24 protein-coding genes are annotated in these 23775 nt (G+C 42.9%); 16 read left to right on the plus strand and 8 right to left on the minus strand.

What is annotated here, in order from left to right; translation table 11 throughout:
* Positions 1-37: 37 nt before the first annotated feature.
* Both mobC and GKZ87_16495 read left to right on the plus strand, forming a co-directional pair.
* Positions 38-385: a plasmid mobilization relaxosome protein MobC gene (gene mobC / locus GKZ87_16490; GenBank protein QSI26968.1), complete on the plus strand. Its 348-nt coding sequence runs from the start codon at positions 38-40 to the stop codon at positions 383-385.
* A 77-nt stretch (positions 386-462) separates the two neighbouring features.
* Positions 463-1890 (plus strand): relaxase/mobilization nuclease domain-containing protein, encoded by a 1428-nt coding sequence (locus GKZ87_16495; GenBank protein ID QSI26969.1) that lies wholly within the window; start codon positions 463-465, stop codon positions 1888-1890.
* Positions 1891-2092: 202 nt separating this feature from the next.
* Here the strand turns inward: GKZ87_16495 and GKZ87_16500 are convergent, their stop codons facing one another.
* Positions 2093-2452: an XRE family transcriptional regulator gene (locus GKZ87_16500; protein QSI26970.1), complete on the minus strand. Its 360-nt coding sequence runs from the start codon at positions 2450-2452 to the stop codon at positions 2093-2095.
* Positions 2453-2624: 172 nt separating this feature from the next.
* Between GKZ87_16500 and GKZ87_16505 the strand changes: the two genes are divergently transcribed.
* From GKZ87_16505 to GKZ87_16535, 7 genes are all read left to right on the plus strand, one after another.
* Entirely contained in the window at positions 2625-3590 is a 966-nt protein-coding gene (locus GKZ87_16505) for a helix-turn-helix domain-containing protein (GenBank protein QSI26971.1), read from the plus strand.
* 146 nt (positions 3591-3736) lie between these two features.
* Complete coding sequence (locus tag GKZ87_16510) at positions 3737-4339, plus strand: MptD family putative ECF transporter S component (protein QSI26972.1); 603 nt, start codon at positions 3737-3739, stop codon at positions 4337-4339.
* Positions 4340-4452: 113 nt separating this feature from the next.
* Positions 4453-5226 (plus strand): energy-coupling factor transporter transmembrane protein EcfT, encoded by a 774-nt coding sequence (locus GKZ87_16515; GenBank protein QSI26973.1) that lies wholly within the window; start codon positions 4453-4455, stop codon positions 5224-5226.
* Positions 5223-6695, plus strand: coding sequence for an ATP-binding cassette domain-containing protein (locus GKZ87_16520; GenBank protein ID QSI26974.1), 1473 nt, complete (start codon positions 5223-5225; stop codon positions 6693-6695). The genes GKZ87_16515 and GKZ87_16520 overlap by 4 nt, the downstream gene beginning before the upstream one ends.
* A 15-nt stretch (positions 6696-6710) precedes the next feature.
* Complete coding sequence (locus tag GKZ87_16525) at positions 6711-8495, plus strand: ATP-binding cassette domain-containing protein (GenBank protein QSI26975.1); 1785 nt, start codon at positions 6711-6713, stop codon at positions 8493-8495.
* Positions 8496-10244 (plus strand): ATP-binding cassette domain-containing protein, encoded by a 1749-nt coding sequence (locus GKZ87_16530; protein ID QSI26976.1) that lies wholly within the window; start codon positions 8496-8498, stop codon positions 10242-10244.
* A gap of 18 nt (positions 10245-10262) precedes the next feature.
* On the plus strand, positions 10263-10628 hold the full coding sequence (locus tag GKZ87_16535; GenBank protein QSI26977.1) for a metal-dependent transcriptional regulator: 366 nt from the start codon (positions 10263-10265) through the stop codon (positions 10626-10628).
* A gap of 93 nt (positions 10629-10721) precedes the next feature.
* Here the strand turns inward: GKZ87_16535 and GKZ87_16540 are convergent, their stop codons facing one another.
* Positions 10722-10928: a hypothetical protein gene (locus GKZ87_16540; protein ID QSI26978.1), complete on the minus strand. Its 207-nt coding sequence runs from the start codon at positions 10926-10928 to the stop codon at positions 10722-10724.
* A 164-nt stretch (positions 10929-11092) separates the two neighbouring features.
* Here GKZ87_16540 and GKZ87_16545 point away from each other — a divergent pair, with 164 nt between their 5' ends.
* From GKZ87_16545 to GKZ87_16555, 3 genes are all read left to right on the plus strand, one after another.
* Positions 11093-11503 carry a sigma-70 family RNA polymerase sigma factor gene (locus GKZ87_16545; protein QSI26979.1) on the plus strand — a complete coding sequence of 137 codons (411 nt, stop codon included), beginning with the start codon at positions 11093-11095 and terminating at the stop codon, positions 11501-11503.
* 469 nt (positions 11504-11972) lie between these two features.
* The gene (locus tag GKZ87_16550; protein QSI26980.1) at positions 11973-12239 is read left to right on the plus strand and encodes a hypothetical protein; all 267 of its coding nucleotides are present in this window, start codon (positions 11973-11975) and stop codon (positions 12237-12239) included.
* Positions 12240-12357: 118 nt separating this feature from the next.
* Positions 12358-14040, plus strand: a complete 1683-nt coding sequence (locus GKZ87_16555; GenBank protein ID QSI26981.1) for a recombinase — start codon at positions 12358-12360, stop codon at positions 14038-14040.
* 149 nt (positions 14041-14189) lie between these two features.
* Here GKZ87_16555 and GKZ87_16560 read toward each other — a convergent pair whose 3' ends face one another.
* The 4 genes from GKZ87_16560 to GKZ87_16575 all read right to left on the minus strand — a co-directional run bounded on the left by GKZ87_16560 (position 14190) and on the right by GKZ87_16575 (position 17765).
* Complete coding sequence (locus tag GKZ87_16560; protein QSI26982.1) at positions 14190-15479, minus strand: GHKL domain-containing protein; 1290 nt, start codon at positions 15477-15479, stop codon at positions 14190-14192.
* A 57-nt stretch (positions 15480-15536) separates the two neighbouring features.
* Complete coding sequence (locus GKZ87_16565) at positions 15537-16103, minus strand: hypothetical protein (protein ID QSI26983.1); 567 nt, start codon at positions 16101-16103, stop codon at positions 15537-15539.
* A gap of 161 nt (positions 16104-16264) precedes the next feature.
* Complete coding sequence (locus GKZ87_16570) at positions 16265-17029, minus strand: response regulator (protein QSI26984.1); 765 nt, start codon at positions 17027-17029, stop codon at positions 16265-16267.
* Positions 17030-17039: 10 nt separating this feature from the next.
* Complete coding sequence (locus GKZ87_16575) at positions 17040-17765, minus strand: response regulator (protein QSI26985.1); 726 nt, start codon at positions 17763-17765, stop codon at positions 17040-17042.
* A gap of 375 nt (positions 17766-18140) precedes the next feature.
* Between GKZ87_16575 and GKZ87_16580 the strand changes: the two genes are divergently transcribed.
* Together GKZ87_16580 and GKZ87_16585 are read left to right on the plus strand one after the other, a co-directional pair.
* Entirely contained in the window at positions 18141-18830 is a 690-nt protein-coding gene (locus GKZ87_16580; GenBank protein QSI26986.1) for a hypothetical protein, read from the plus strand.
* 1052 nt (positions 18831-19882) lie between these two features.
* Positions 19883-20119: a hypothetical protein gene (locus GKZ87_16585; protein ID QSI26987.1), complete on the plus strand. Its 237-nt coding sequence runs from the start codon at positions 19883-19885 to the stop codon at positions 20117-20119.
* A gap of 86 nt (positions 20120-20205) precedes the next feature.
* On the opposite strand, the gene rhaD is transcribed toward GKZ87_16585, so the two are convergent.
* Both rhaD and GKZ87_16595 read right to left on the minus strand, forming a co-directional pair.
* A complete protein-coding gene (rhaD, locus tag GKZ87_16590; protein ID QSI26988.1) occupies positions 20206-21033 on the minus strand; it encodes a rhamnulose-1-phosphate aldolase in 828 nt (275 codons plus the stop codon).
* 1 nt (position 21034) lies between these two features.
* Entirely contained in the window at positions 21035-22093 is a 1059-nt protein-coding gene (locus GKZ87_16595) for a 3-phosphoglycerate dehydrogenase (protein QSI26989.1), read from the minus strand.
* Between the two features lie 157 nt (positions 22094-22250).
* On the opposite strand from GKZ87_16595, the gene GKZ87_16600 reads away from it, so the two are divergent.
* Both GKZ87_16600 and GKZ87_16605 read left to right on the plus strand, forming a co-directional pair.
* On the plus strand, positions 22251-23027 hold the full coding sequence (locus GKZ87_16600) for a DeoR family transcriptional regulator (GenBank protein ID QSI26990.1): 777 nt from the start codon (positions 22251-22253) through the stop codon (positions 23025-23027).
* Positions 23028-23176: 149 nt separating this feature from the next.
* On the plus strand, positions 23177-23635 hold the full coding sequence (locus GKZ87_16605; GenBank protein QSI26991.1) for a hypothetical protein: 459 nt from the start codon (positions 23177-23179) through the stop codon (positions 23633-23635).
* Positions 23636-23775: the final 140 nt, after the last annotated feature.

Raw genomic sequence — 23775 nt, forward strand, 5'->3', positions numbered from 1 at the left:
CGCCCCGCGCCTGCCGCAGCCGGGAGCGTGAGGAGCGATGACAAAGAAACGCCGCCGTCCGATCCATCTTCATGTGATGGTGTCGGAGGAGGAGCAGGCCCTGATTCAAGAACGTATGGCGGAGGCTGGCATCCGTAACATGGGAGCCTATATGCGGAAAATGGCCCTGAGTGGGTATGTGCTTCATGTTGACCTTTCGCCTGTTCGTGAGCTGGTTTCGCTCCAGCGGCGATGCTCCAACAATCTGAACCAAGTGGCAATTCAAGCCAACACCTACGGCGCAATTTATCCCGAAGAACTCGCGGCCTTGCAGCGGGACTATGCCGCTTTGTGGGGGCCGCTGTCTGATCTCTTGAAACAGCTCTCCGCGCTGGTAGAGCTCTGACCCATCCGGGGAGTGGTTGATACCGCTCCCCGGCTTTTTCTACTTCGGGACAAAGTGTCCCAAAGTAAAAATACTATTTGCCGGAAGGAGGGATTTCTATGGCGACCACCTACATCCGCCCTTATAAAACAGCGGCGGGAAAAAGTGCAATTCAAACGATGGAGGATCGTTTCAACTATGGCCTGAACCCAGAAAAGCTGGGAGCCGTATCTTCCTATCTCTGCGATCCGAACACGGCCCCCGCCGAGTTTCTTCTGGTAAAAAGTCAATACCTTGCAGAGACAGGCCGGGCCGTATCTCGCGGGGCCCTGTTCTTTCAGATCCGGCAGGCGTTCCTGCCCGGGGAGGTTACGGCGGAAGAAGCAAACCGTATCGGCTATGAAACGGCGATGCGCTGGACAAAGGGAAAGTATCAGTTCTTCGTCTGTACGCATACCGACAAGGCCCATATCCACAATCACATTTATTTCAATGCGACGGCCTTTGACCGCTCCCGGAAATTTCATAATTTTATTGGTTCGTCCTTTGCCCTGCGGCGGCTCTCTGACCGCGTGTGCATCGAACATGAATTGTCTGTCATCCAAAATCCGTGCCAGCACAGCAAGGGCCGCTTTCTTCACTATGGCCAGTGGATCGGGGAAAAGCCGCCCTCTGCCAAGCAGCGGGTACGTCTGGCGATTCTCGCTGCTTTGGAGAAAAAGCCCACAGACTTTGCCGATTTTCTCCGGCTTATGGAGGAGTCCGGCTTTTCGGTGAAACAGGGACGAGGCGGTGTCATCTCATTTCTCGCGCCCGGACAGGAAAAACCGACCCGGCTCCGGGCTTCTACACTGGGAGCTGGATTTGACCCGGAGGACATCAAGGCAGTAATTGCCGGGGAACGTCCGCTCCCCGAGTTGCCAGAGGAGCCCAAGGTTCCGCCACGGCGAGTTAATCTCATCATCGACATTCAAGAGCGGATGGCCCAAGGCAAGGGCCCGGCCTATGAACGATGGGCCAAGATATACAACCTAAAACAGATGGCTGCCGCGCTCCAGTATTTGCAGGAGCATCATCTGACAGACTATGCGGCGCTGACGGCCCGCACCGAGGCTGCTGTGGATCACTTTCACAAGCTGTCTGACGAGCTCCGCACAACGGAGGAGGCCCTTTCCAAAACCTCGGAGCTGATGGCTGCCACGGTGGACTATGCCAAGACCCGCCCGGTGTTCGATGGGTACAAGGCTGCGCGGTACAGCAAAAAGTATCTGGCCCAGCATGAAGTGGAGCTTGCCACTTACCGGGCGGCAAAGGATACCATGAACACCATACTGAACGGCGCAAAGCTCCCTAAGATTGAAGCACTAAAAAAATCCCGCCGTGAGCTGGCGGGACAAAAGAAAGAGCTTTATGCAGAATACCGGGATGCCCAGCGGCAAATGCGGGAGGCCGTGGCAATAAAAGCGAACATTGATCATCTGCTCGGCATAACGGACGAGCGTGAGAATAAGGCACAGGAACGATAGTGACGGGCCGCAGACTACGGTGCAGTGCACCGGGACTTTGGGACAATTTGTCCCGAAGTACAGCGGGTTTGGGGAGCTCCCCAACAAGCATTTTTGCGGGCCCTGCGCCCTGCAAAAATTTCGGAGTGTGGCCACACCCGAATTGCTTGCCAAAACGCGCAACCCGCAACATGGCGCAAAAAAACGGAGGTTACGCTTTCTTTTACGTTTCCTCCGTTTCTTTCGATGCTTTCATCGCTTGGATTGTAGCTTCAACGATTTTCAATTCTCTTTCGTCCAAGGCGTTCAACATGGCATCAATCCGCTTTCTGCACTCGCTCCCGCTATTTTGGGACGGGTAAAAGTATTGATCCACCGATATATCAAACATTGTGACCATCTGATAAAAGGTGTTGAAGCTTGGATGCTGACCATCATTTTCATTATACATAATGGTACGCGGAGCGCGGTCAACAATATAGGCCAGTTGCTCCTGTGTCATGCCGCTGGCTTCTCTTGCCCGCTTGATGGCGAGCCCTATATCGTGAAAATCAAAGCGTCTTTCATCTCGTTCTATCTTCATAACATCACCTGATATGATTTTACATTTCATGTGATATTATTTGAACGACTATCTATTTCATACTACTGACTATTTAATTTCACTTTAGCAATTGGCGACCCTACCTTGACTGCCATCAAAATATAAAGTATTATATGCTTAGCCTTGGCTAACCCAGAAAGGAGGGCGCACGATGACAAACCAATACATGACGAAGCTGTACCATGATCTGCTCTCCAACTCTCCGCAGACAGTGACAATAGATATTCCGGCTGATATGGGAACAGGCCAGATTTCACAGGTTGTTACAAAGCAAGGAGCTGTTGTATCAGACTGGAAAATGAACTATTTTTCTGATATGAATGTGCAGGGTGTAAGCTGCGAAGATTATATTCAACTTTTATTTTGCTTCAATGATGGCGTATCGTGGAATATTGCAGATGCACGTCAAAGTGTCAGCATACAGAAAGGCGAATCTTGTATTTATCGAGGACATGGTAAGATGGAATACCTGTGTTATTCCGGGAAAACAGACTTCCTTTTCAAAAATATAAAAATTCCCATGCCCTATTTTCACAAAATCTTGAATGACTACTTTGAAGATAGTGAGATAGATGCTTATGAGAAGAAGTTATTGACTGGCATTTCAAAAGTGAACATTACCCCGTATATGGAGCACATTTTTGCGGAGGTAAAAGATTTTACGCAATACCGGGGCGGTTTAGGGTATTTATTTCTGGAAAGTAAGGTTTTTGAATTGCTGTCCGTGTATTTGAGTGAAGTATTGGAACTTAGTATTCTTTCATCAAGCTATATCAGTATTTCTAAAAGTGACAGGGACTCGATTACCGAAGCAAAACGGATCATCGACAGCCAGCTTGCTTTTGCACCAAGTTGTGAGGAACTGGCGAAAAAGGTAAATATCAGTGTTTCCAAACTGACAAAGGGATTTAATTCTTTATTTGGGACATCTGTTCACGCATATATCATAGATCAAAGACTGGAAAAGGCAGCCGGGCTACTTTTGGAAAGCGACTTGAACGTAAGCCAGATTGCAACGCTGGTTGGATATTCAAAACCAAGCAATTTTGCGGCTGCGTTCAAAAAGAAATATGGAGTAATACCTAAGAACTATAAAGATGAAAATACGATTGGCTAAACCTAAAAAATACCGATTTTGGGTAGAATGAAATCGGGTTTGGGTTGGATGTAACAACGGAAATTGGTACAATTTGCGATGTGGTTAGAGAACATTAACCACATCGCATTTTTTATTTTCCAAATAAAGTGAGGAGGAATAAGAGTATGAAACAAAAGCTAAATGCGAAAGATTTTATTCTCATCGGTGTTTTAACGGCCCTCATGTGGATTATCTGCATGGTTATCAGCACCATTATGAGCGTGGCTGGCCCGGTGACAAACGTATTTTATCCGTCCGTTGTTGCGATCCCGAATGGCATCGTTATGATGCTCCTGCTGGCTAAGGTTCCGAAGAAAGGCGTGTTTACCATTTGCGCCGCAATTCAGGCCATCCTGTTCCTGCTGGTTGGTGCTTTCTGGTTTATTCCTATCGGCTTGGTAATTGGCGGTATCATTTGCGATTTTCTGGTTATGAGCCGGAATGAAATCACAATGAAGTCCATGATGGCAGCCTATGCGCTGTTCAGTGCTATCTTCGCTTTTAGTGCTATCTGCCCCATCAAATTTCTTCAAAGCGCATTTGTCGGAGCAATGGAGAAAAACAATATTGCCCCGGAGTACATTCAGGGAATGTTGAGCATTACTTCCGTTCCCATGCTGGTAGTCATTGTTGCTGCCGGATTGGTGGGCGGTCTGATTGGTGGCTTTATCGGTCAGAAAGCATTGAAAAAACACTTTATCAAAGCTGGACTTGTTTCAGTAAAATAACAGGATCAGCCCCCTGAAACTTTATCAGACAATACAGGCAAGCGGGCTGCCTGACTTCAGAGCGTGGGGCTGAGAACCGTCCCGCGCTTTGATTTTTATAGGGAGACATTTGAATGGAAGAAGCACAAATTAAACAAATAATTGAGCGCCAGCCCCTACATGGCTCTGCGCTCCTCGACCCACGCTGCAAGATACTTCTTTTGGTCTGCATTGGTTTTGTCAGTTATTTTCTGGCCGGAGAAGTTGTCAGTCTCGCGCTCATGCTGGTTTATGGGCTGTTTATTGCCTTGGGTAACGGTGGAAAATGGGCTGTCAAAATGATAGTGACCTATATTATTGTTGCTTATCTCAATGCCCTGCTCCGTTATGTCCAAGTTCCGGTTTTAAGTGTGATTATGAGCGTGTTCGGCGTGACGGTCTTAAAATTGATCCCTATCATGATGATGGGACTTTGGATATTGCGAACTACATACATGGATGACTTAATGGTGGCACTTCAACGGATGCGGCTGCCCCAGGCAGTCACAATCCCCCTTGTTGTTATGTTCCGCTATATCCCTACTTTACGGATTGAATACCGACAAATCCGAAGCACGATGGATATTCGCGGTATCAGTGATACCGTGTGGAAACGGGTATCCCATCCGTTAGCAACCATAGAATATATTTTGATACCTCTGCTGATGCGGTGCTTGAAAGTCACTGATGAACTGGCAGCATCCGGCACAACACGCGGTCTGGAGTTGGAGTGCAAACGATACGCGCTGCGGCCAATCCGTTTTTCGTGGCCGGAAATCGTGGTATCGCTGTTTGGTATCCTCTTTTTGGTCGGTTTGCTTTTTATCGATCAGACTAAAATCGGGGAAATCATTTTGTGGAGGGTATGACGATGATCTCATTTCAGAATTTTAGCTTTCGTTATGAAGAAAGCAAAGACTTCACCCTCCGTGGAATTGATATGACCGTACAGACGGGTGAGTTCATTCTTCTGACAGGGCGAAGCGGCTGCGGCAAAACAACCCTGATCCGCTCACTCAACGGTCTGATTCCGCACTTTTATCCCGGAGAAATCCAAGGCGATCTGCTCATGGATGGTCATTCGCTGCTGGAAATGAAGCCGTCTGAATTAGCCGGACAGGTTGGAACGGTATTCCAAGACCCACGCTCTCAATTCTTTATGACGGATACCACGCGGGAACTGGCTTTCGGCTGCGAAAATCTCGGACTACCCCGCGAGGAAACGATTGATCGCATTGCAAAAGCGGCGAAAGAGTTGGAATTGGTAAACTACTTGAACAGAAGTATCTTTGCATTATCCAGCGGGGAGAAGCAACAGATCGCAATCGGTTCTGTCTATGCGCTGGGGCCAAAAGTATATATTTTTGATGAACCATCGGCAAATCTGGACTATGCCGCTACCAAACGGTTGGCAGAAATTATGGGAAAACTGAAACACGCTGGATACACAATTTTTGTGGTAGAGCATCGTTTTTATTATTTGCGCGATCTGATTGATAGAGCCTTTTTGATTCAGAACGGAAAAATTGAGCATGAGTTCACAGGGGAACAGTTTTGCTCTTTGCCCGAAGAAACACGAATTTCTTATGGTCTGCGGACAGCATACCCGGAACGCGATGCAGAACATTATCAGGAAAGACCGCACACAAAGGATGAGACACATCGGCTGAATGTTCACAATTTAGGCTTTGCCTACAAGAAGGGGCCGGATATTTTTCAAAATGTCAGCTTTGAAGCTCATGCAGGAGATGTGATCGGTATTCTGGGCCATAACGGGGCTGGAAAAACAACCCTCTTATCTATTTTAACGGGTTTGCTAAAGCAGCAGCGCGGCGAGGTCTGCTTTGACGGGAAAAAACTTACACCACGCCAGCGGCGGTCACTTTCCTATCTTGTCATGCAAGATACGGATTATCAGCTTTTTGCCAGCAGCGTGGAGGAAGAACTATCCCTTGGAATGAGGGACGATTGCAAAGAAAAAGTGGATGAAACACTGAAAGCACTGGAACTATCAGATTACCGGGAACGGCATCCGGCATCCCTTTCAGGAGGTCAAAAGCAACGGGTTACTATCGGTGCGGCAATCGTAAAGGGCAGCCCGGTAATCTACTTTGACGAACCTACCAGTGGTTTGGACTATGATTCTATGGTGCGTGTCAGCAAACTGATCGAACAGCTTTCAAGCTCTGGTGTGATCGTGTTTGTGGTGTCCCACGATTTTGAGTTTATTGTCCGTACCTGTACGGAGGTGGTTCAGTTGGATGATGACGGGGCTATTCAAAATCAAAGGCTTTCACCAGAAATTTTGAAAACGCTGTCCGAAAAATATTTTACCTGATAGGAGGTTGGAATTATGTTTCAAAAAGTATTTGAGTATGCAGGGCCTCATAAGAAGGGGCTTTATGCAGCAACGGCCATCGTGCTGGTCAGCGTCCTGATGGGTGTCTTGCCCTTTGTGCTGGCTTATCAGGTGATCGCGCCGCTGGTCATGGGTGAATCTATTGAAGCATCCTTTATCATTTTGCGCGTGGTTCTTGTCTTGGCGTGTCTGGTGCTGCAAGCCCTTTTCTATGGCTGGGGACTGAATCTTTCTCACAAAGCCGCTTACGACACGCTGCTCCGTCTGCGGACGGCACTTCAAAAACGGTTTGAAAAGCTGCCCCTCGGTGTCATTCAGGATAAAGGCACCGGCACAGTCAAAAAGCTGTTCGTGGATGATGTAGACAGTCTGGAAGTTTTGCTGGCTCACTCCATGCCGGAGGGAATTGCAAACCTGATGATCCCTATTGCGGTTTATGTGGCAATGTTCTTTGTGGATTGGAAACTGGCGCTTCTGTCGCTGGCATCCATTCCGATCAGTCTGATTGCCATGATGACGATGTATTCCGTTGGCATGAAGAAAATGGGGCCTTACTACATGGCCGGACAAAAGATGAACAATACCATTATTGAGTACATTAACGGTATGGAAGTTGTCAAGGTATTCAATAAGGACGCAGATTCCTATGAGCGGTTCCGCAAAGATGTATCAGATTATCGGGACTATACTCTGGCGTGGTACAAGGCGGCGTGGCCGTGGATGGCAATTTACAGCAGTCTGCTTCCATGCACCATTATTCTGACTTTGCCTGTTGGCGCATGGTTTGTTCTCTCTGGCTGGTCTACTCTGCCTAATTTGATCTTGGTACTGTGTCTTTCTTTAAGTATTGGTATGCCGCTGCTGAAATCTCTCGGTTTCCTGCCTACCATGCCCCAGCTTAACTATAAAATTTCTGCATTGGAGCAGGTGTTGGATGCGCCGGAGCTCCAGCAGACAGAAGATGCGTTCCACGGGAAAGATGACACCATTACTTATGACCATGTTTCTTTCGCTTATCAGACCACACAGCCCGGCCCGGATGGAAAGCCTGTTGTAATTGAGGATGAAGTTCTCCATGACATTTCCTTTACGGCAAAAGCTGGACAGAAAACAGCCCTTGTTGGTGAATCTGGCTCCGGCAAGAGTACATTAGCGAAACTGCTGATTCACTACTATGACCCACAGAAAGGCAGTATTTCCATCGGTGGGCAGAAACTATGCGATATGAGTCTTGAAGCACTCAACAGCCGTATCTCCTATGTGGCACAGGATCAATACCTGTTCAATACCTCTCTGCTCGAAAACATTCGGCTTGGTCGGCTGAACGCAACGGATGAAGAAGTGGTGGAGGCCGCAAAGAAAGCTCAGTGTATGGAGTTCCTTGAGAAACTTCCGCAGGGTATTCATTCGATGGCTGGTGATGCAGGAAAAATGCTCTCCGGAGGTCAGCGCCAGCGTATTTCTCTGGCAAGGGCAATCTTAAAGGATGCTCCTATTGTGGTGCTTGACGAGGCAACTGCCTATGCCGATCCTGAAAACGAAGAAAAGATGGAGGCCGCCATTGCAGAGCTTGTAAAAGGTAAGACCCTTGTGGTTATTGCACACAAATTACCAGCCATTATGAACGCAGATCAGATTTGTGTTATGGATCACGGAAAACTGGTTGCAACGGGCAGACATCAAGAGCTGATCCAGTCCTGCCCTGAATATCAAAAGTTGTGGAAAGCGGCACAAGACAGCGCCGAGTGGAAAGTACACACTGCAAAGGAGGGGAAATAAATGTTTGCTTTGTTTTCAAGAATATTGAAACTTTCCGGCCGTTATAAGAGCCGTATTCAGGGCGCATTTGTTTGTGCGTTTCTGGAATCCATTCTGTCCAAAATGTCGATTTTTCTGGCCTTTGTGGTTTTGAGTGGATTTGCAAACAAGACCATTACCGGGCAGACTTGCCTTTATGTGGGACTTGGCCTTGCCGCTATTGTGCTGGTTCAGATGCTCGTCCATTATCTTAGTGACAGCCTGCAAAGTGCAGCGGGATATTTGATGTTCGCTGACAAGCGTATCGAATTGGGCGGCCATCTGCGGAAACTTCCGATGGGATATTTCACTTCCGGCAATATTGGCAAGATCAGTTCTGTCCTCAGTACCGACATGGTGTTCATTGAAGAAGTCGCTATGAGTACGCTGGGAAACATGATGAGCTATCTGCTGTCCTCGCTGGTTTTGCTGGCCTTCATGTTTTATCTGAATTGGCAGCTTGGCTTGATCGCTGCGATAGTTACTATTTTGGCATGGCTGGTATCTAAGGGAATGAACAAAGTTTCCCTACGAGAAGCAGCAGGCCGTCAGGAGCAGAGTGAACGGCTGACCGATGCGGTGCTGTCTTTTGTGGAGGGCATTGGTGTTATTAAGAGCTATAACCTGCTTGGAGAAAAATCCGAAGAACTGTCCGGCAATTTCAAGCGTTCCAGAAATACATCGCTTGACTTTGAACGAAAAATGACCCCGTGGACAATGGGGCTGAATATCCTTTACGGTATTGGTATTGCGGCAATTTTCGGCCTGTCTATTGTGTTGGAACAGAGCGGTGCGCTTTCTTTGGCTTATGTGTTGGGTGTTCTGCTATTTGTATTTGATCTTTTTGGCCCGTTGAAGGCTCTCTATGGAGAAGCATCCAGACTAACCGTTATGAACGCTGCCCTTGATCGTATTGAAGCGGTATTGGATGAACCGGAACTTTCCGACAACGGAAAGCAGCATATTCCGGCTCAGGAACAGCCGGGACAGCCGGAAGTCCTGTTCAACGATGTTACATTTGCTTATCAGGATAAAGAGGTTCTGCATCATATCAGTTTTGCCATGAAGAAAAATTCTATGACAGCGCTGGTTGGACCGTCCGGTAGCGGTAAGTCCACCATTGCAAACTTGCTGGCGCGACTTTGGGATGTAAAATCCGGCAATGTGGCGATAAGGGGCGTGGATATTCGCAATGTACCTCTGTCGGAATTGATGGATCAGATCAGCATGGTATTCCAGCGCGTGTATCTGTTTCAGGACACCATTTACAACAATATCATCATGGGAAAGCCGGATGCCACGGAAGAAGAAGTCTATGAGGCTGCCAGAAAAGCCCGCTGCTATGATTTCATTATGGCTTTGCCCGACGGATTCCAAACGGTGGTTGGTGAGGGCGGTGCAACACTTTCCGGCGGCGAAAAACAGCGTATTTCGATTGCCCGCTGTATTCTGAAAGACGCGCCTATTGTCATTTTGGATGAAGCTACCGCAAGTGTAGATACGGACAATGAAAGCTATATTCAGGAGGCTATTTCCGAATTGGTGAAGGGAAAGACCCTGCTTGTAATCGCTCACCGCCTAAATACCATCCAGAACGCCGATCAGATTTTAGTTATAGACAACGGCCAGATTGCACAGCAAGGAACCCATGAGGAACTTTTGAAACAGCCTGGTATCTATCAGGATTTTGTCAATATCCGAAAGAGTGCGGCTGGCTGGAGTCTTGCTTAATGACGAAAGGAGCTGCCTATGAAACTTCATACTGCCGGAGAGGATTATTTGGAGGCCGTGCTTATACTTCAAAAGAAGCTCGGTATGGTGCGTTCCGTGGATGTTGCTCGGTACATGGAGGTTTCAAAACCCAGCGTTTGTTACGCAGTAGGAACTTTACGAGAGGGCGGCTTTTTGACAACAGACGAAAACCATTATCTACACCTGACCGATCTTGGCCAGGAGGTGGCTGAAAAAATCTACGAGCGCCATTGTTTTTTAACGAAGCAACTTATATCTATAGGCGTTGATCCTGAAACGGCGGAGGCTGATGCCTGCCGGATTGAACATGATATTAGCGCAGAAACCTATGAACGGCTGAAAGAATTAGTCACGAAAGAATAATTAGATAGCGTATGAACCTGCCCCGACTACGGGGAAAGAAAAAAACCGTTGGTTGGGGCAGGTGATTTTGCGCGCCTATTTTAAGTTATTACCCTAACGGCGGTTTTGAGAAATCAGAGCCGCCGTTTCTTTGCGTTTACACAAACCAATGACGACTTGCAGGGACACGGTAGTCGATGGGAGGTTATTTTGCCGTGTCCTTTTCTCTTTTTCGCAGCATCCATGATCTGCACCAGCTAAAAAAAGCGTAGCCCCTCCATTGGAGCAGTCGGGCTTTGAATGTGAAATTAAACAGTACATAACCGATAATATATTTTCGTGCGCTTGTGCGGCCTTGTGTCGCGCAGGCGCATTTTGCTTTCCAGACTTCGAGACAAAGTGTCCCGAGGTGCGGTGCCGTTCTCCGCCGTTACTCCATTTCGTTTCCGACCAACCCCGAACAAACTGAAATGGAGGATTTTACGATGACTACTATCAATTTGAAAGATATTTATTATTGGTACACGCAGGATCAGCTTATCGAAGTTTCTGACGAGGTGGCCGAGGTATTCAAGGCCGATGCCCGCTATGAGATGGCCTATCAGCGGCGGCTCTCCCGGCACAAGGCGCAGTATTCTCTGGACTGCGATGACGGGATTGAGTATTCCGCTTGCCTGCATGAGCCGACCCCGCAGGAGCTCCTTGAACGAATGGAAACCTTTCTTCGTCTGTGGAACGCTCTCAATTCTCTGCCGGAGATTCAGGGCCGCAGAATTGACGCACATATCATTCTTGGCAAGTCGATTAAGGAAATTGCCGAGGCCGAGGGCGTACATGAGGAGTCTATTCGCCAGTCGATCAAGCGTGGCCTTGAACGCATGAAAAAAACTTTTTGATTTTTTCATCTTAACCCACTTGGAATTGATGAAAAAATGTCTCGGTTTATGAGAGGAGGTTTTCTTCCTAACGCAAGGGAATAACGGCAGCCCTGAGTAAGTACGGGGAGCCAGACAGTGGGTGCGCAGTGACATCTCCTAAAAGAGATTGAACGAACAACACCAACACTGTAAATGGGCCCGGTCATCCCAAGTCCATGATCCGGCGCTGAACAGGTTGGCTGCCTGTTCCTCCGGGCTTGTCGCTTTACTTGCGTTGAGAGCGCCGCACAGAAAATAACGATTGTCTTTGGACAGGCCAAGTAAATATGTACGGCGCTCTCTAATATTCAAAAACTATAATAAACCTCGAGACAAAGTGTCCCAAGGTGGAGTAAGGCAACAGGCCAGCATCCCGGTGGTGCTGGCCTGTTGCGTTTCCCCACCAAACAGCGGGGGGCGTTCTATCAATCTGCGAAGGAGGTTTACCGTGAAATTAACTACACAGGAACTTGAACAAATGAGAAGCGTTGACATTGGCGCGGTGGCTGCCGAGTCCCTGCCTGATGTGAGCGGTATGACCTTTGACAATGCGCTTTCCCGAAAGGAGCGCATCTCTCGATTTTTGCAGACTGTCAAAAATCCATACTGCTTTTGCATCGGTGGTGTTGGCGTGAAAATTGAATTTGCTGAAAGCGGGCCATCTCTCCAAGATAAGCTGACGGATTTCCTGCTGCGGCAAAGAAGCGGGCTGTAACTTCGGTTACAGCTCGTTTTGCTTCTTCGAGACAAAGTGTCCCGAAGCGGAGGCATCCTTGTTGTCCTCCCCGGACAGAGTTATAATATAAGTGTAATGTGATAGGGAAGGAGGAACAATGGCACGAGCAAAAAACAGAGGGTATCAGCAGAGTTTCTCTCCCTCTTACACAATCCGCCGCTGGCGGCTGGGCATCTATATCCGGCTTTCAAAGGAAGATTTGAAAAAAGGAAAAGACGATAGCAACAGCGTAAAAAACCAGCGTGACCTACTGAACGATTTTTACCGACGCAACATTGATGAGTTTGAAAGCATCACAGAATATGTAGATGACGGACATACTGGAACGGACGCTAATCGTGAAGATTTTCAACGGCTCTTGGCGGATGTCATGAGTGGTAAAATCAACTGCGTTATAGTAAAAGACCTGTCCCGCTTCGCACGAAATTATAGCGATGCCGGAAGTTTGATCGACAACCTGTTTGTTCAAATGGGTGTTCGTTTTATCAGCCTTGCTGAGAATGTAGATAGCTACAAGAACCCCGACAGCGTTTCAAATATCATCGTTCCCATTACAAACGTGATGAACGATAATTACTGCTATCAGACTTCCAAAAAGATCCGGCAGGTATTTGATTACAAGCGGCGCAACGGCCAGTATATCGGAGCATTTGCTCCTTACGGCTATGTAAAGCACCCAAAGGACAAGCACAGGCTGATTGTTGATCCCGATGCTGCTGAAAATGTCAAACTCATTTTCACAATGCTTATTCAAGGGTCATCAAAACGTGCTATCGCGCTGTACCTGAACGAACACGGCGTACCGAGCCCCTCGGCTTACAAGGTACAAAAGGGCTTGCCTGTTTCGACAAGAGGGTATGACGATCCTATGTGGGGAGTCCGCATGATCCACTCCATTCTTACCAATCCGACCTACACCGGGGATTTAGCCCAAGGCCGAAGCCGGGTGAAAAGCTACAAGGTACACCAGATTGAAGCTGTTCCACGCGAGGAATGGGTGGAAGTGGCTGGAACGCATGAGGCCATTATCGACTATGAAACTTTCGACAAGGTACAGGCTCTCTTACAGCGTGATACCCGTACTTCCCCGAAAGGCCGTGAGGTACATTTATTCAGCGGCTTTCTGAAATGTGCCGATTGCGGGCGGGCCATTACCCGATGCGTTGGCAAGAACAACAATGTATATTATTCTTGCTCAACCTACAAGAACCGTTCCCGGACAGCCTGCACCATGCACTCAATCAAGCATGAACGGCTGGAGGCTGCTGTTTTGTTCGCTGTACAGCATCAGGTACATTTGGCTGTTTCCTACTCGGAAATCGTCACGCAGATCAATTCCGCTCCAATCAAAAAAAGCCAGTCTTACCGACTGGACGATCTGATAGCTGCAAAAGAGCGGGAACTGACAAAGATAACACGCTACAAGCAATCTCTTTATCAGGACTGGAAAGACGGTGAAATCACCCAGCAGGAATACCGGGATATGAAGGCTGACTATGAACGGCAGACTTCTGATATTTCCGCGGTGCTTACCCGGCTGAACGCTGAACGCGCAGAACTGGCAAACGGTGTGGACAACGAGCATCCTGCACTGGTAGCCTTTATGAAGTATCAGAACATTGAAGCCCTCAACCGTGAAATCTTGGTTGAACTTGTGGACTATATCAAGGTCTATGAAAACGGCAATATCAGCGTGAAATTCAAATTTGCTGACGAGCTCCGCAAGATTGCCGAGTACATTGAAATCAACACTACGGAAGATACCGCAGTAGCGGGCTAACCCCCGCTACAAACCCCTTTGACAGTGTGTTTTCCTAATAGGCGCTAATCATACTAATTTTGCCTTATAAGTAAACAGCTATATATGCAAGCGGTCGTTTTAGGTATTGAACGGTCAAAAAAAGTGAATTATTATCCACTTTTCTTATCTTATACAGTTTTTGTTTTTGCAATACTGATTTCTAAGAGAAAAGAATCCTGCAGCTTAATCTTCATATATCCATGGTAGCTTTCCGCAATCGTCTTTATCCTTCCCAATCCAATACCATGCTGTCCTTTTTCCTTTTTTATTGTTTGAAAAGTGTCGTTTGATTTTTGTAGTCTTGCTGTATCACATGCATTTTCAATAAAAATCTTCGTTGCTGTTTTCCCATCCAGGATTTTACAGCTTATAAATTTGTTATCCACATACTCCTGTGCTTCGATTGCATTATCCAAAGCATTGGATAATAAGGATATCAGATCAAAATCCTGCATTTGCTTTAGATTATCCTGCACTTCATAAGTAAACGCTATGCCTTTCGTTCTGCAAATTGCCATTTTGGAATTTACGATATAATCCAGGACAGGATTCTTTGTAGTAAGAACCTTTACAGCTTCCACATGTTCGCTTAATTCCTGCAGATAGCTTTTTGCTTTCTCAGGATCTGTATTCATCATATATTCCAATGAATGAAAATGATGCTTTAAATCATGACGTAGCTTTCTGTTTTCCTGATTCGCTTTTTTTAATTCCTCCAGCAACTGCTTCTGTTGTTTCTGATTGTCTAGCTGAAGACCTACATTATTCAAATCCTTATTTCTATCTCCCAAAACAGATAGATAGAAATAAAATACACAGAATACACTCACCATAAAAGCTATTTGAATAAACTCAAATATTACAATAACATTCATATCTGTAAAATCTAGCTTTGGTACTTCTTCTGTAATATAAAATAAATATATATAAAATACACCTGCTAAAACAGAAAATGATATCCAATCCTTTGACTCATATATTCTATTACTCTTCCTGCCTATTCTAATAACTACATAGAATACAATTAAAATAATAAAACGACTTAACGAGTACCATTCTTGATATTCACTATTCGTTAACATAACTCTATAAATCAATGAACTAAATTGTATGACAACAAATCCTAAGACGATATAATAGAGAGTCTTTAGACAATTATGTCTATATAGTACAAGGAAAACGATTAACATAATAGTATTTTCAATAAAGTTTGGTACATGTTTTATTTCTCCAAACTGTGTTGTCCAGGAGAAAGTATAGTAGATATAACAATCCGATATAAAAATAATGAAAATAATTAAAAATAGAGAAAATGTGTTTTTTGCTGATAGTGGACATATCTTTAGATTTAGTATAAAGTATATAAATAACATTGAATAAGCAAAGAAGAAATTATCAATAAAATTAAATGTAAGCATAACATCACCAAATAAAGTATAGCATTTAGTGATATATAAAAGCAATCTTGATCTACCTTAGATAGATATACTATGCTGAGTTTTAACAATGTATAGTCTATCAATAGTATGCGATAACTTATAGGTTATTGTCTTTCCCGTCTTTGATATTGTTTTTCCATTATATGATATATTATAAGTTCTATGATAATTATCAATTATTTTCGGTACAGCCTTTCCATTTGTAATCTTTCCACCAGATACACTATATGTACCCGTAACACTATAAATACAATATTTGTTCTTTTGGAAATACACCTTCAGATTATTCCATGTTTTGCTTTTCGAAGCAGCTCTTGTCGTCGCTGCAGGCGTTTCTTCCTGCACACTTTTCACCGTTTCCATCAGAAAATCCGTTGTATGATAGGCATCCCTTTGAAAATTCTCCTTTTGCTGCAAAACAAATGCGGATATATCATTTCCTTCACTATCCTGAAATATGTATTTCCCTGGATGCTCATAAAAATCCTGAAACATACTGATTTCCTCACTGTAATCCAGTATGGATTCTTCTGCATGCACATTTCCTGTCATGCAGGATAGCGTTAAAAAGCCTGCAAATAAAACGGTTAATAACTTTTTCATTTCCTTTACTTCCTCCTCTTTCATCCCTTACGTGAGCTTCACAAAATGCTTACAAATATTTGCAGTTACATCATAAATTAAGAATGATGAAAAAGAAAGGATTCTGGGATGAACGGTATTCAGATGAGGCGAAACGGTCAAAATACAAAAGGATAGTTTAGTTAATCATAGCTATTATGAACGCCTTTTGCATATAACATGTAAAACTCTTTTTTCTTCCTTCTGCTAATCGGCATATTTCCATGGCCCTTTAAATAAATGATAGCTTTATCAAAATCTATATGACTTATATAATTCAAATTAACCAACATACCTTTATTAGGTGATGCAAAAGGAAATAGTGAATTACTATCCTGAAACTCACGTAATGATATTCTTGCTTGGTAAAGTCCTGTTTCTGTTTCAACCACTAAATAATTTTTTACAGTATAGGCACATATAATATCCTTGACCAGGATTTTAACAGGAACAGACGCTTCGTTTCTCACATCTAAAAATTTATTTCGTTTATTTAATTCCATAAGGGCTGCATTTAACATTTTTATCAGAGACTTTAAATAATTATCTTTAACGAGAAAACGAAATGCACGATACTCGTAACCTGTTATCGAAAGCTCATGGTGGGTGGTAAGAAATACAAGCAAGGACTCCTGTTTTCTATCGTGTAGTTTTTCTGCTAAGTCGAACCCGCCAATAGCAGGCATTTCAATATCAAGAATATACAGATCATAGTTAGCTGTATTGATATTATTTAGAATCTGTACATCACTCATAACATCTACTATAAAGTGATCAGGAAACATATATTGTATGTCCTTCTTCACACTTTCTGCAAAATCTAAATCATCATCAACAACCAAGACAGCAAATGACATTTCTGACCACTCCTTCATTACTATAATTATAACAAAATTTTGTCTAAACATAATTATTTAATTATAAACCTAATGAATATCGCATATAAAACGTCTTTCTCTTCCTTCTGCTTATGCTTATTTTACGCCCGGATTTCATATGAATTATATCTTTATCAAAATCTATACACTCTATGTAATTCAAATTCACTAAAAAACCTTTTCTAGGCTCAGCAAAAGGGAACTCTTTAAATCTTGTTGAGAAATCACATAATGAACTTTGCATCATAAATTCCTTATTACCTGTACATACTCTCAAATTATTTCCACTTGTAGACACGTAATGTATGGAATTTGTTAATAACTGAAAAATAGTATTATCTTTATCTTTTACTTCAATATAAGTTTCTCTTTTTTGAAGTTCGTCTAAAATATCGGAAAGAGCGTTTGGAAGCATACTACCTAGTTTAAACTTACTTATAAATCGAAAAATGTTATATTCATAGCCTTTCAATGAATAATCCTCATGAGATGTTAAAAAAAGAATAAGTGAATTGCAATTTATATTCTGTATCTTAGATACTAGTGCAAAACCATCATAAATTGGCATTTCGATATCCAAAAGATAACCGTCATAAATTGAATTCTCTATATATTTCATTGCATTTACATCATCCACTAACACCATATTAAATTTATCAGGAAAGATTTCAAGGATTTTCTTAGAAATCATTTCTCTATCTTTTTTATTATCATCAACAATTAACAGTGAATATTTAAACATATTAGCATCTTCTTTCAGTAACATTTATATAGTATAAAATAATCAACCTAAAGTAAATAGATCAGGGATGAACGGTAATCCCTGGGTATGAAACGGTCATTTTTAAGCATTCTCTTATTAAAAAGCAAGTTTTTCAACTATATTCTTTACCGAATACACTCATATTCATACCGCTTATCCTAAAGACTATTTACTTTTTCCACATAGTGGGTAAAATTGAAGATGCAAGTACTTGATGAAGCATAAACAAATGTAAGCTCACAACAAAAAACAAAAGTTGAGAATAAAGAAAATATTTCTTCCTGTAATAATAGTATGATAATAACCTATGGAAATATTAGATATTGAAAATATGGACTTACAAGAATGTACGCTGAATAGCGTAAGAATGGAGAAAGCATGAAATTATTTAAGAAAATATTTGTCACTACTTTGATACTTACAACTACTCTTTGTGGATCTACCGTTGATGGTTTTGCCAAAGATGAAACGCATATAACAAATGAGGTGGCTTCTGAAAGCTTTAAAACTTTTATTGAACCCTTATACAATGAAGCAAAAAATATAATTGTATATAATGCAAATAATGAGAATGTTACTCACAGCTTTATAATGAACACACAAGAATTGTATAATAACAATAATTATAAAGCTATTGAAGACTATATTTATGAATATGATTTATTGTTTGAAAAGACGCCAATTTCAAATATTTCTTCCCGTAATATGACGAAAGCGTATCATAGGCAATATAAAAAAATAGTGAAAGGAACTGGTAGTAGACCTGGAATATTTGGCAATACTATAACAGAAAAAATTTCCATATGCTATGAAATTAGTGGAAATGCGACATCTAATAATAAAGGGCAAATAATCAGCTATACAAAGCCTAGACTTTCTATTATAGGTGGTAGTGATAAGTCTTACTCAATGACAAATGTATCATGTTCCGCAACTAAAAATGGTGCTAGTATTAAAATAAATGCCAAATTTGTGCCAACTTGGTCGTATAGCATTGCTGGATATGGTTGGTCAACATTTACAGCACCTGAAGTAAAAGAAAGCTTCAGCTTCACCCCAATAGGTTAAAAGTAAACTAACTTTAAGCAAATCATCTCAAATCTGAATTAAATTTGATAAGAAATTTGTTTTAGCACATAGCAAACAGCAACAACACCCCCTATGTACGTAAAATCACCGTATGAATATGAATGCTTAGGATATAATTTTTACACTTCATAGAAAAGATTTAATTATTCCAATTTATATGCATCTTCGAAATTCAGTATGGTACAATCTATAAAAAAAAGCAGTATTGATACTTTAATGATTAAGACTGCTTTTTCTAAAAATAATGTATAAAATAGAACAAAGGCTGTAATTTTTAAAGCCAAAATGGAAAGTGTGATATGTATGAAAAAAAACAATTTGTATGATACGCTATTTATTAATATTAATTTTATTTTATTAGGTATGAGTTTTATAATCATTTCTTTTATAAAAATAAGTGAAATATTAAGTATATTAGGCACATTCATCTCGATATGGCACTTTTACTACTGCTTAAAAGAACATAAACTAAAAATATTAGAATTTATCGTCAAATACATTAGCTTTTTTTTCATTATAATTATTTTTTATTATTGCAGATATTCAAATAAAGAATTGTTTTTTAATAGTTTCCATGTTTTTGTAACATTCTGTAATATAGAAATTATATTTATATTTACGAGTCTTCTTTGCAATAAATTATTTCGTCTTTTTATGCAAGATTGATTTCCATGAAGTAAGAAAATACGCAGTAACCTTTAAACAATTAACTTGTGCTTAAAAATTTTGTGCTATACTTGTACTATGTTTCTTAATGTTAACGATTTAATTGGAGGTGAAATAAAATGGATGGAGCAATCTATATTATATTGACATTATTTTTTCTTGAGGGAATTGATTGTATCGTTACTGAAACAACACTATCAATCATAGTGGGATGTATTTTAATCGTATCATCAATTATCATATATTTCATATATGTATTTAGGAAGAAAACAAAGCTATACTGGTATTTCAAATCAAGATCAGATAATAGATAAACGAACCTCAAATTTGTTTAAAATCGTTAGCGCCGAAACGGAGGATTGTATATGGCAAAATTTAAAAAATATGTATTGTTTTTCCTGTTCCTATGTTCCCTTGCAGCACTGATTATTTCTGCTGTATTCTTATGGACGAGCGGAATTGCACTGGATGAAATGATCAGTGTCACAGAGTATTTTGAATCCTATGGGATGCTGTATTGGCTCCTGTTCTTTATCTCAATTCTGGCAACACTCTCCTGTATTCTGCTGTTTCTGAATAAAAGCAGGGAGAATCAGAAATAGGAAAAAACATGTATCACCCATACAAAAACTCCAGTCTTTCTGTAGAAAAGACTGGAGTTTTAAACGTTCACAGGCAATATCCTGTTTTACTTTTCATATAAATACCGTTCATCCAGTGTAACATGAAACGCATCCGCAAGCCTGTGAAAGCCCTCAACCGGAATTGTCTGCAGCTTTTCCTGTCGGCAGGAGTGCACCTTGATCCACATCTCGGCACTCTTTTCAATCGTATGCATTAAGCCAAAGGTAGAATCAAAATCGACGCCACTGCAAAACATGCCGTGATGTGCCCAAATAACTGCATTGTAGGTTTCCATCAGCTTACTGGTGACAACCGCAATATCACGGCCACCCGGCACCATCCACTCCACAACTCCGATTCCCTCTGGAAAAATAATCGGACATTCCGTCATCATTTCCCAGATTTCTCTTGTGATAATTTCTGATTTCAATGGAAGCAGAAAGGTAAGTGCAATTACATTGGGACAGTGACAGTGATATATAACGCGGTTCTCATTGTTTGTGAGTCTTGCCTTTACTGCCATATTCATAAGATGGGTAGGCAGCTCACTGGTAGGTCGCCCGCCATCCTTTAGTCCCCAGCAGATGCGATAGTTTAGGCCTGTGGCATCCACCTGTATGATGCCTGCAGTATGTGCAGGATCCTTTTTCATATTGTGGAAATACTTCCCCGTACCGCTGATCAGGAAATATGCATTTGCCAGATATTCCACATTCGTGCCAATCGGCAGCCATTCCCCGCTTTGTGTCAGCTGATCCTGTACACATTCCACATCCTCCGGCTTCATCCAATAGGTGAAATTCCCTCCATTGCGTTCATGCCAGCCCAATGCATCCCCATAATCAGCCATCTCAACATATTCCTTTAAAAATTTAGCTTCTTCTACTCTCATATCATTTTCCTCCAGCTTCCTCATCGTAGGGCATAATCATATAGCTTGTTGTACCTGTTTCCACAGCTTCCTTTAATTGTTCCAGCAGCAGCTCTGGACTTCGTTCATAGGAATCCAGGGTATCCCCGCCACGATGATTGGTAAGCGTACAGTTATCCAGCTGTACAATTCTATCCTCTTTCGTCAGCGGCTCCTTTGGAAATACATCAATCGCTGCCCCCATGATTCTGCCGCTTTGCAATGCTTCCTCCAACGCAGGCATATCCACCAGCACTGCCCTTGCTGTATTGATCAGATAGCTATGCGGTTTCATAAGGGCTAACTCATAACGTCCGATGATTGGTGGATCCTTTGGGCCGATGCGTCCGTGAAGGGATATGATATCACTTTCCTGAAGCAGTGTCTTCTTATCGACTGCCTTACACCCCGTTCGTTCGATGATGGATGCATCCAGATAAGGATCATGCACCATAATACTGCAGCCAAACGGATGCAGTCGCTGTGCCACAAGCTGTCCGATGGCACCAAAGCCAATCAGACCAACACGCATACTGCGAAGCTCACGGATAGATCCGCTATTCGGATAGGACTCTCTCCAGATACCCTCACGCAAGGAACGATCTGCTCTTGTCACATTCCGTGTTTCACAAATCATCAGCCCCACTGTCAGCTCTGCCACAGCAAATGCATTATGCATAGGACAGTGAAGGATGCGTACTCCTTTTTTCCTTGCACATTCCACCGCGATGTTTTCCACACCGCCCCTTGCTGTGACAATGTATTTTAAATGCGATGCCTGTTCAATGATATCCCTTCCTACCGGACACATATGAATGAAAATCACATCCGCATCAAGCATGGCCTCCTTCAACTCCCCTTTGATTGTATACGCCTCACTTCCCTTTGTTTCAATGTTGCGGATCAATGTCCTGGTAGCTACACGATCTAAATCTGCCTTCCATGAAAAGCCCTGATAGGAGCTAAACAGAGATTGCCCCTTCAAAACCTTTGCAAATGCTTCCTCTGACAGAAACATATCTCCAACAGCAACACATTTCATAAACATTCCTCCTTAATTGTTCGTTTCGCACATTTATCATAGTACAAAAGTGAAAAAACAGAAATATAAATCTAGTTTAATGTTTATATTTCCATTATTTTTTAATTTTATTGTTTGAAACGAACATTTTGTGTTATAGTAAACACAGGTGATAACTATGACGAAACAGGAACGGCAGAAAGCGATACTTGCGCTTCTGCAGGAAAAAGGAGAGCTTCATGTACAGACCATATGCCGGAATTTTCATATTGTAGCCATGACTGCACGACGCGATCTCATGGAGCTGGAACAGATGGGAGTATTGATTCGGACACATGGAGGTGCCATCGCAAAGGAGAAAAAAACCTTTGATGCACAGACCCCGTTTGCGAAACGCCGTAAGCTGCATACAAAACAAAAACAGCAGATCGCCAGGATTGCGAAAAGCTTTTTGAAGGAGCATGACCGTATCTTTCTCGCCAGCGGCTCCACGATGGATATATTTGCCTCCTCCCTCATGCATGCTCTCCCTTTGACAATCGTAACGGATGCGGTAAATGTAGCCTATGATTTGTATCAGGATACCAGACTTTCCATCTATATGCTCGGAGGAGAGCTGCGCAGAAATTCCTTGACGCTGACCGGCCCAATTGCACAGGCAAACCTGAGGCAGTTTCAGCTGACAAAGGCCTTTTTAAGTGTGAATGCGATTGATGAAAAGGGGAACCTTTATACGGACAGTGTGGTAGAAAGCGGATTGCTGGAAACACTGTTCTCTATTGTAGAGGAAGTCTATGTTCTCTGTGATTCCAGTAAGCTGAATACCCGTGATTTTATAGCGATATCTCATAAGCAGAGCTATACCCTCATCACTGATTCAGAGGCAGATCAGAGCATACTGGAAGCCTATCGCCAACGTGGTATCCGCATTGCGGACACTTCTCTGCCTGTTTGATTTTATAATGTTTCGCTAATCACAGTCTTTGCTTCCTGCCAAGTCTGCTAGACAACAGAATAACATGCCACATTGTATGCCTTTTGTGCTATACTATTACATATAGTACAAATTGCTGTACAGAAAACAAAGAGGGAGGAAGATATAATATGAAGAAAAAGCTTTTGATGAGCGCAGCATTACTGACCGCATGCTGTGCAGTATCCACACCTGTTCTCGCAAAGGAGGATGCACAGCCGTGGGTCAACAAACAATCAGCAGATGAGGAACATGTAATCAAGGAAACAGGAACGGATAAACGCTTTTCTATCGGTAAAACAGTATCCGTAAAACTGGATAGTGCATATGTCACAAAGGATACAGATATACAGCTTGCAGAGAATATATTGTATGATAAGGTAAAGAAGCTGATTCCTGCACCCTTCCACTGTCGCAGCGTTACCGTGACAAAGGAAATGACTGACTACATAGATTTCCCTAAAACCATAGCATATCAGGAAAGGGATGCAGCCTTGTCCCTACATGGTGACCTGCAGTGCATGCAGGTCGTGCGTGGTACAGAGAACACCGTAACAGCCACCTATACCGGCGTACTGCTGGCAGAATAAGCAAAAAACTTTCAGAGGGAAGCATAACGTTTCTATCTGAAAGCTTTTTTATATAGCAGGAAGGAATCCATTACCTATCCTTTGCGGCGGTTCCCATACAGGTATACAGGCACTCTCCTGCATATACAACCGCAGGACTG

Source organism: Erysipelotrichaceae bacterium 66202529, from assembly GCA_017161075.1.
Taxonomy (GTDB): domain Bacteria; phylum Bacillota_I; class Bacilli_A; order Erysipelotrichales; family Erysipelotrichaceae; genus Clostridium_AQ.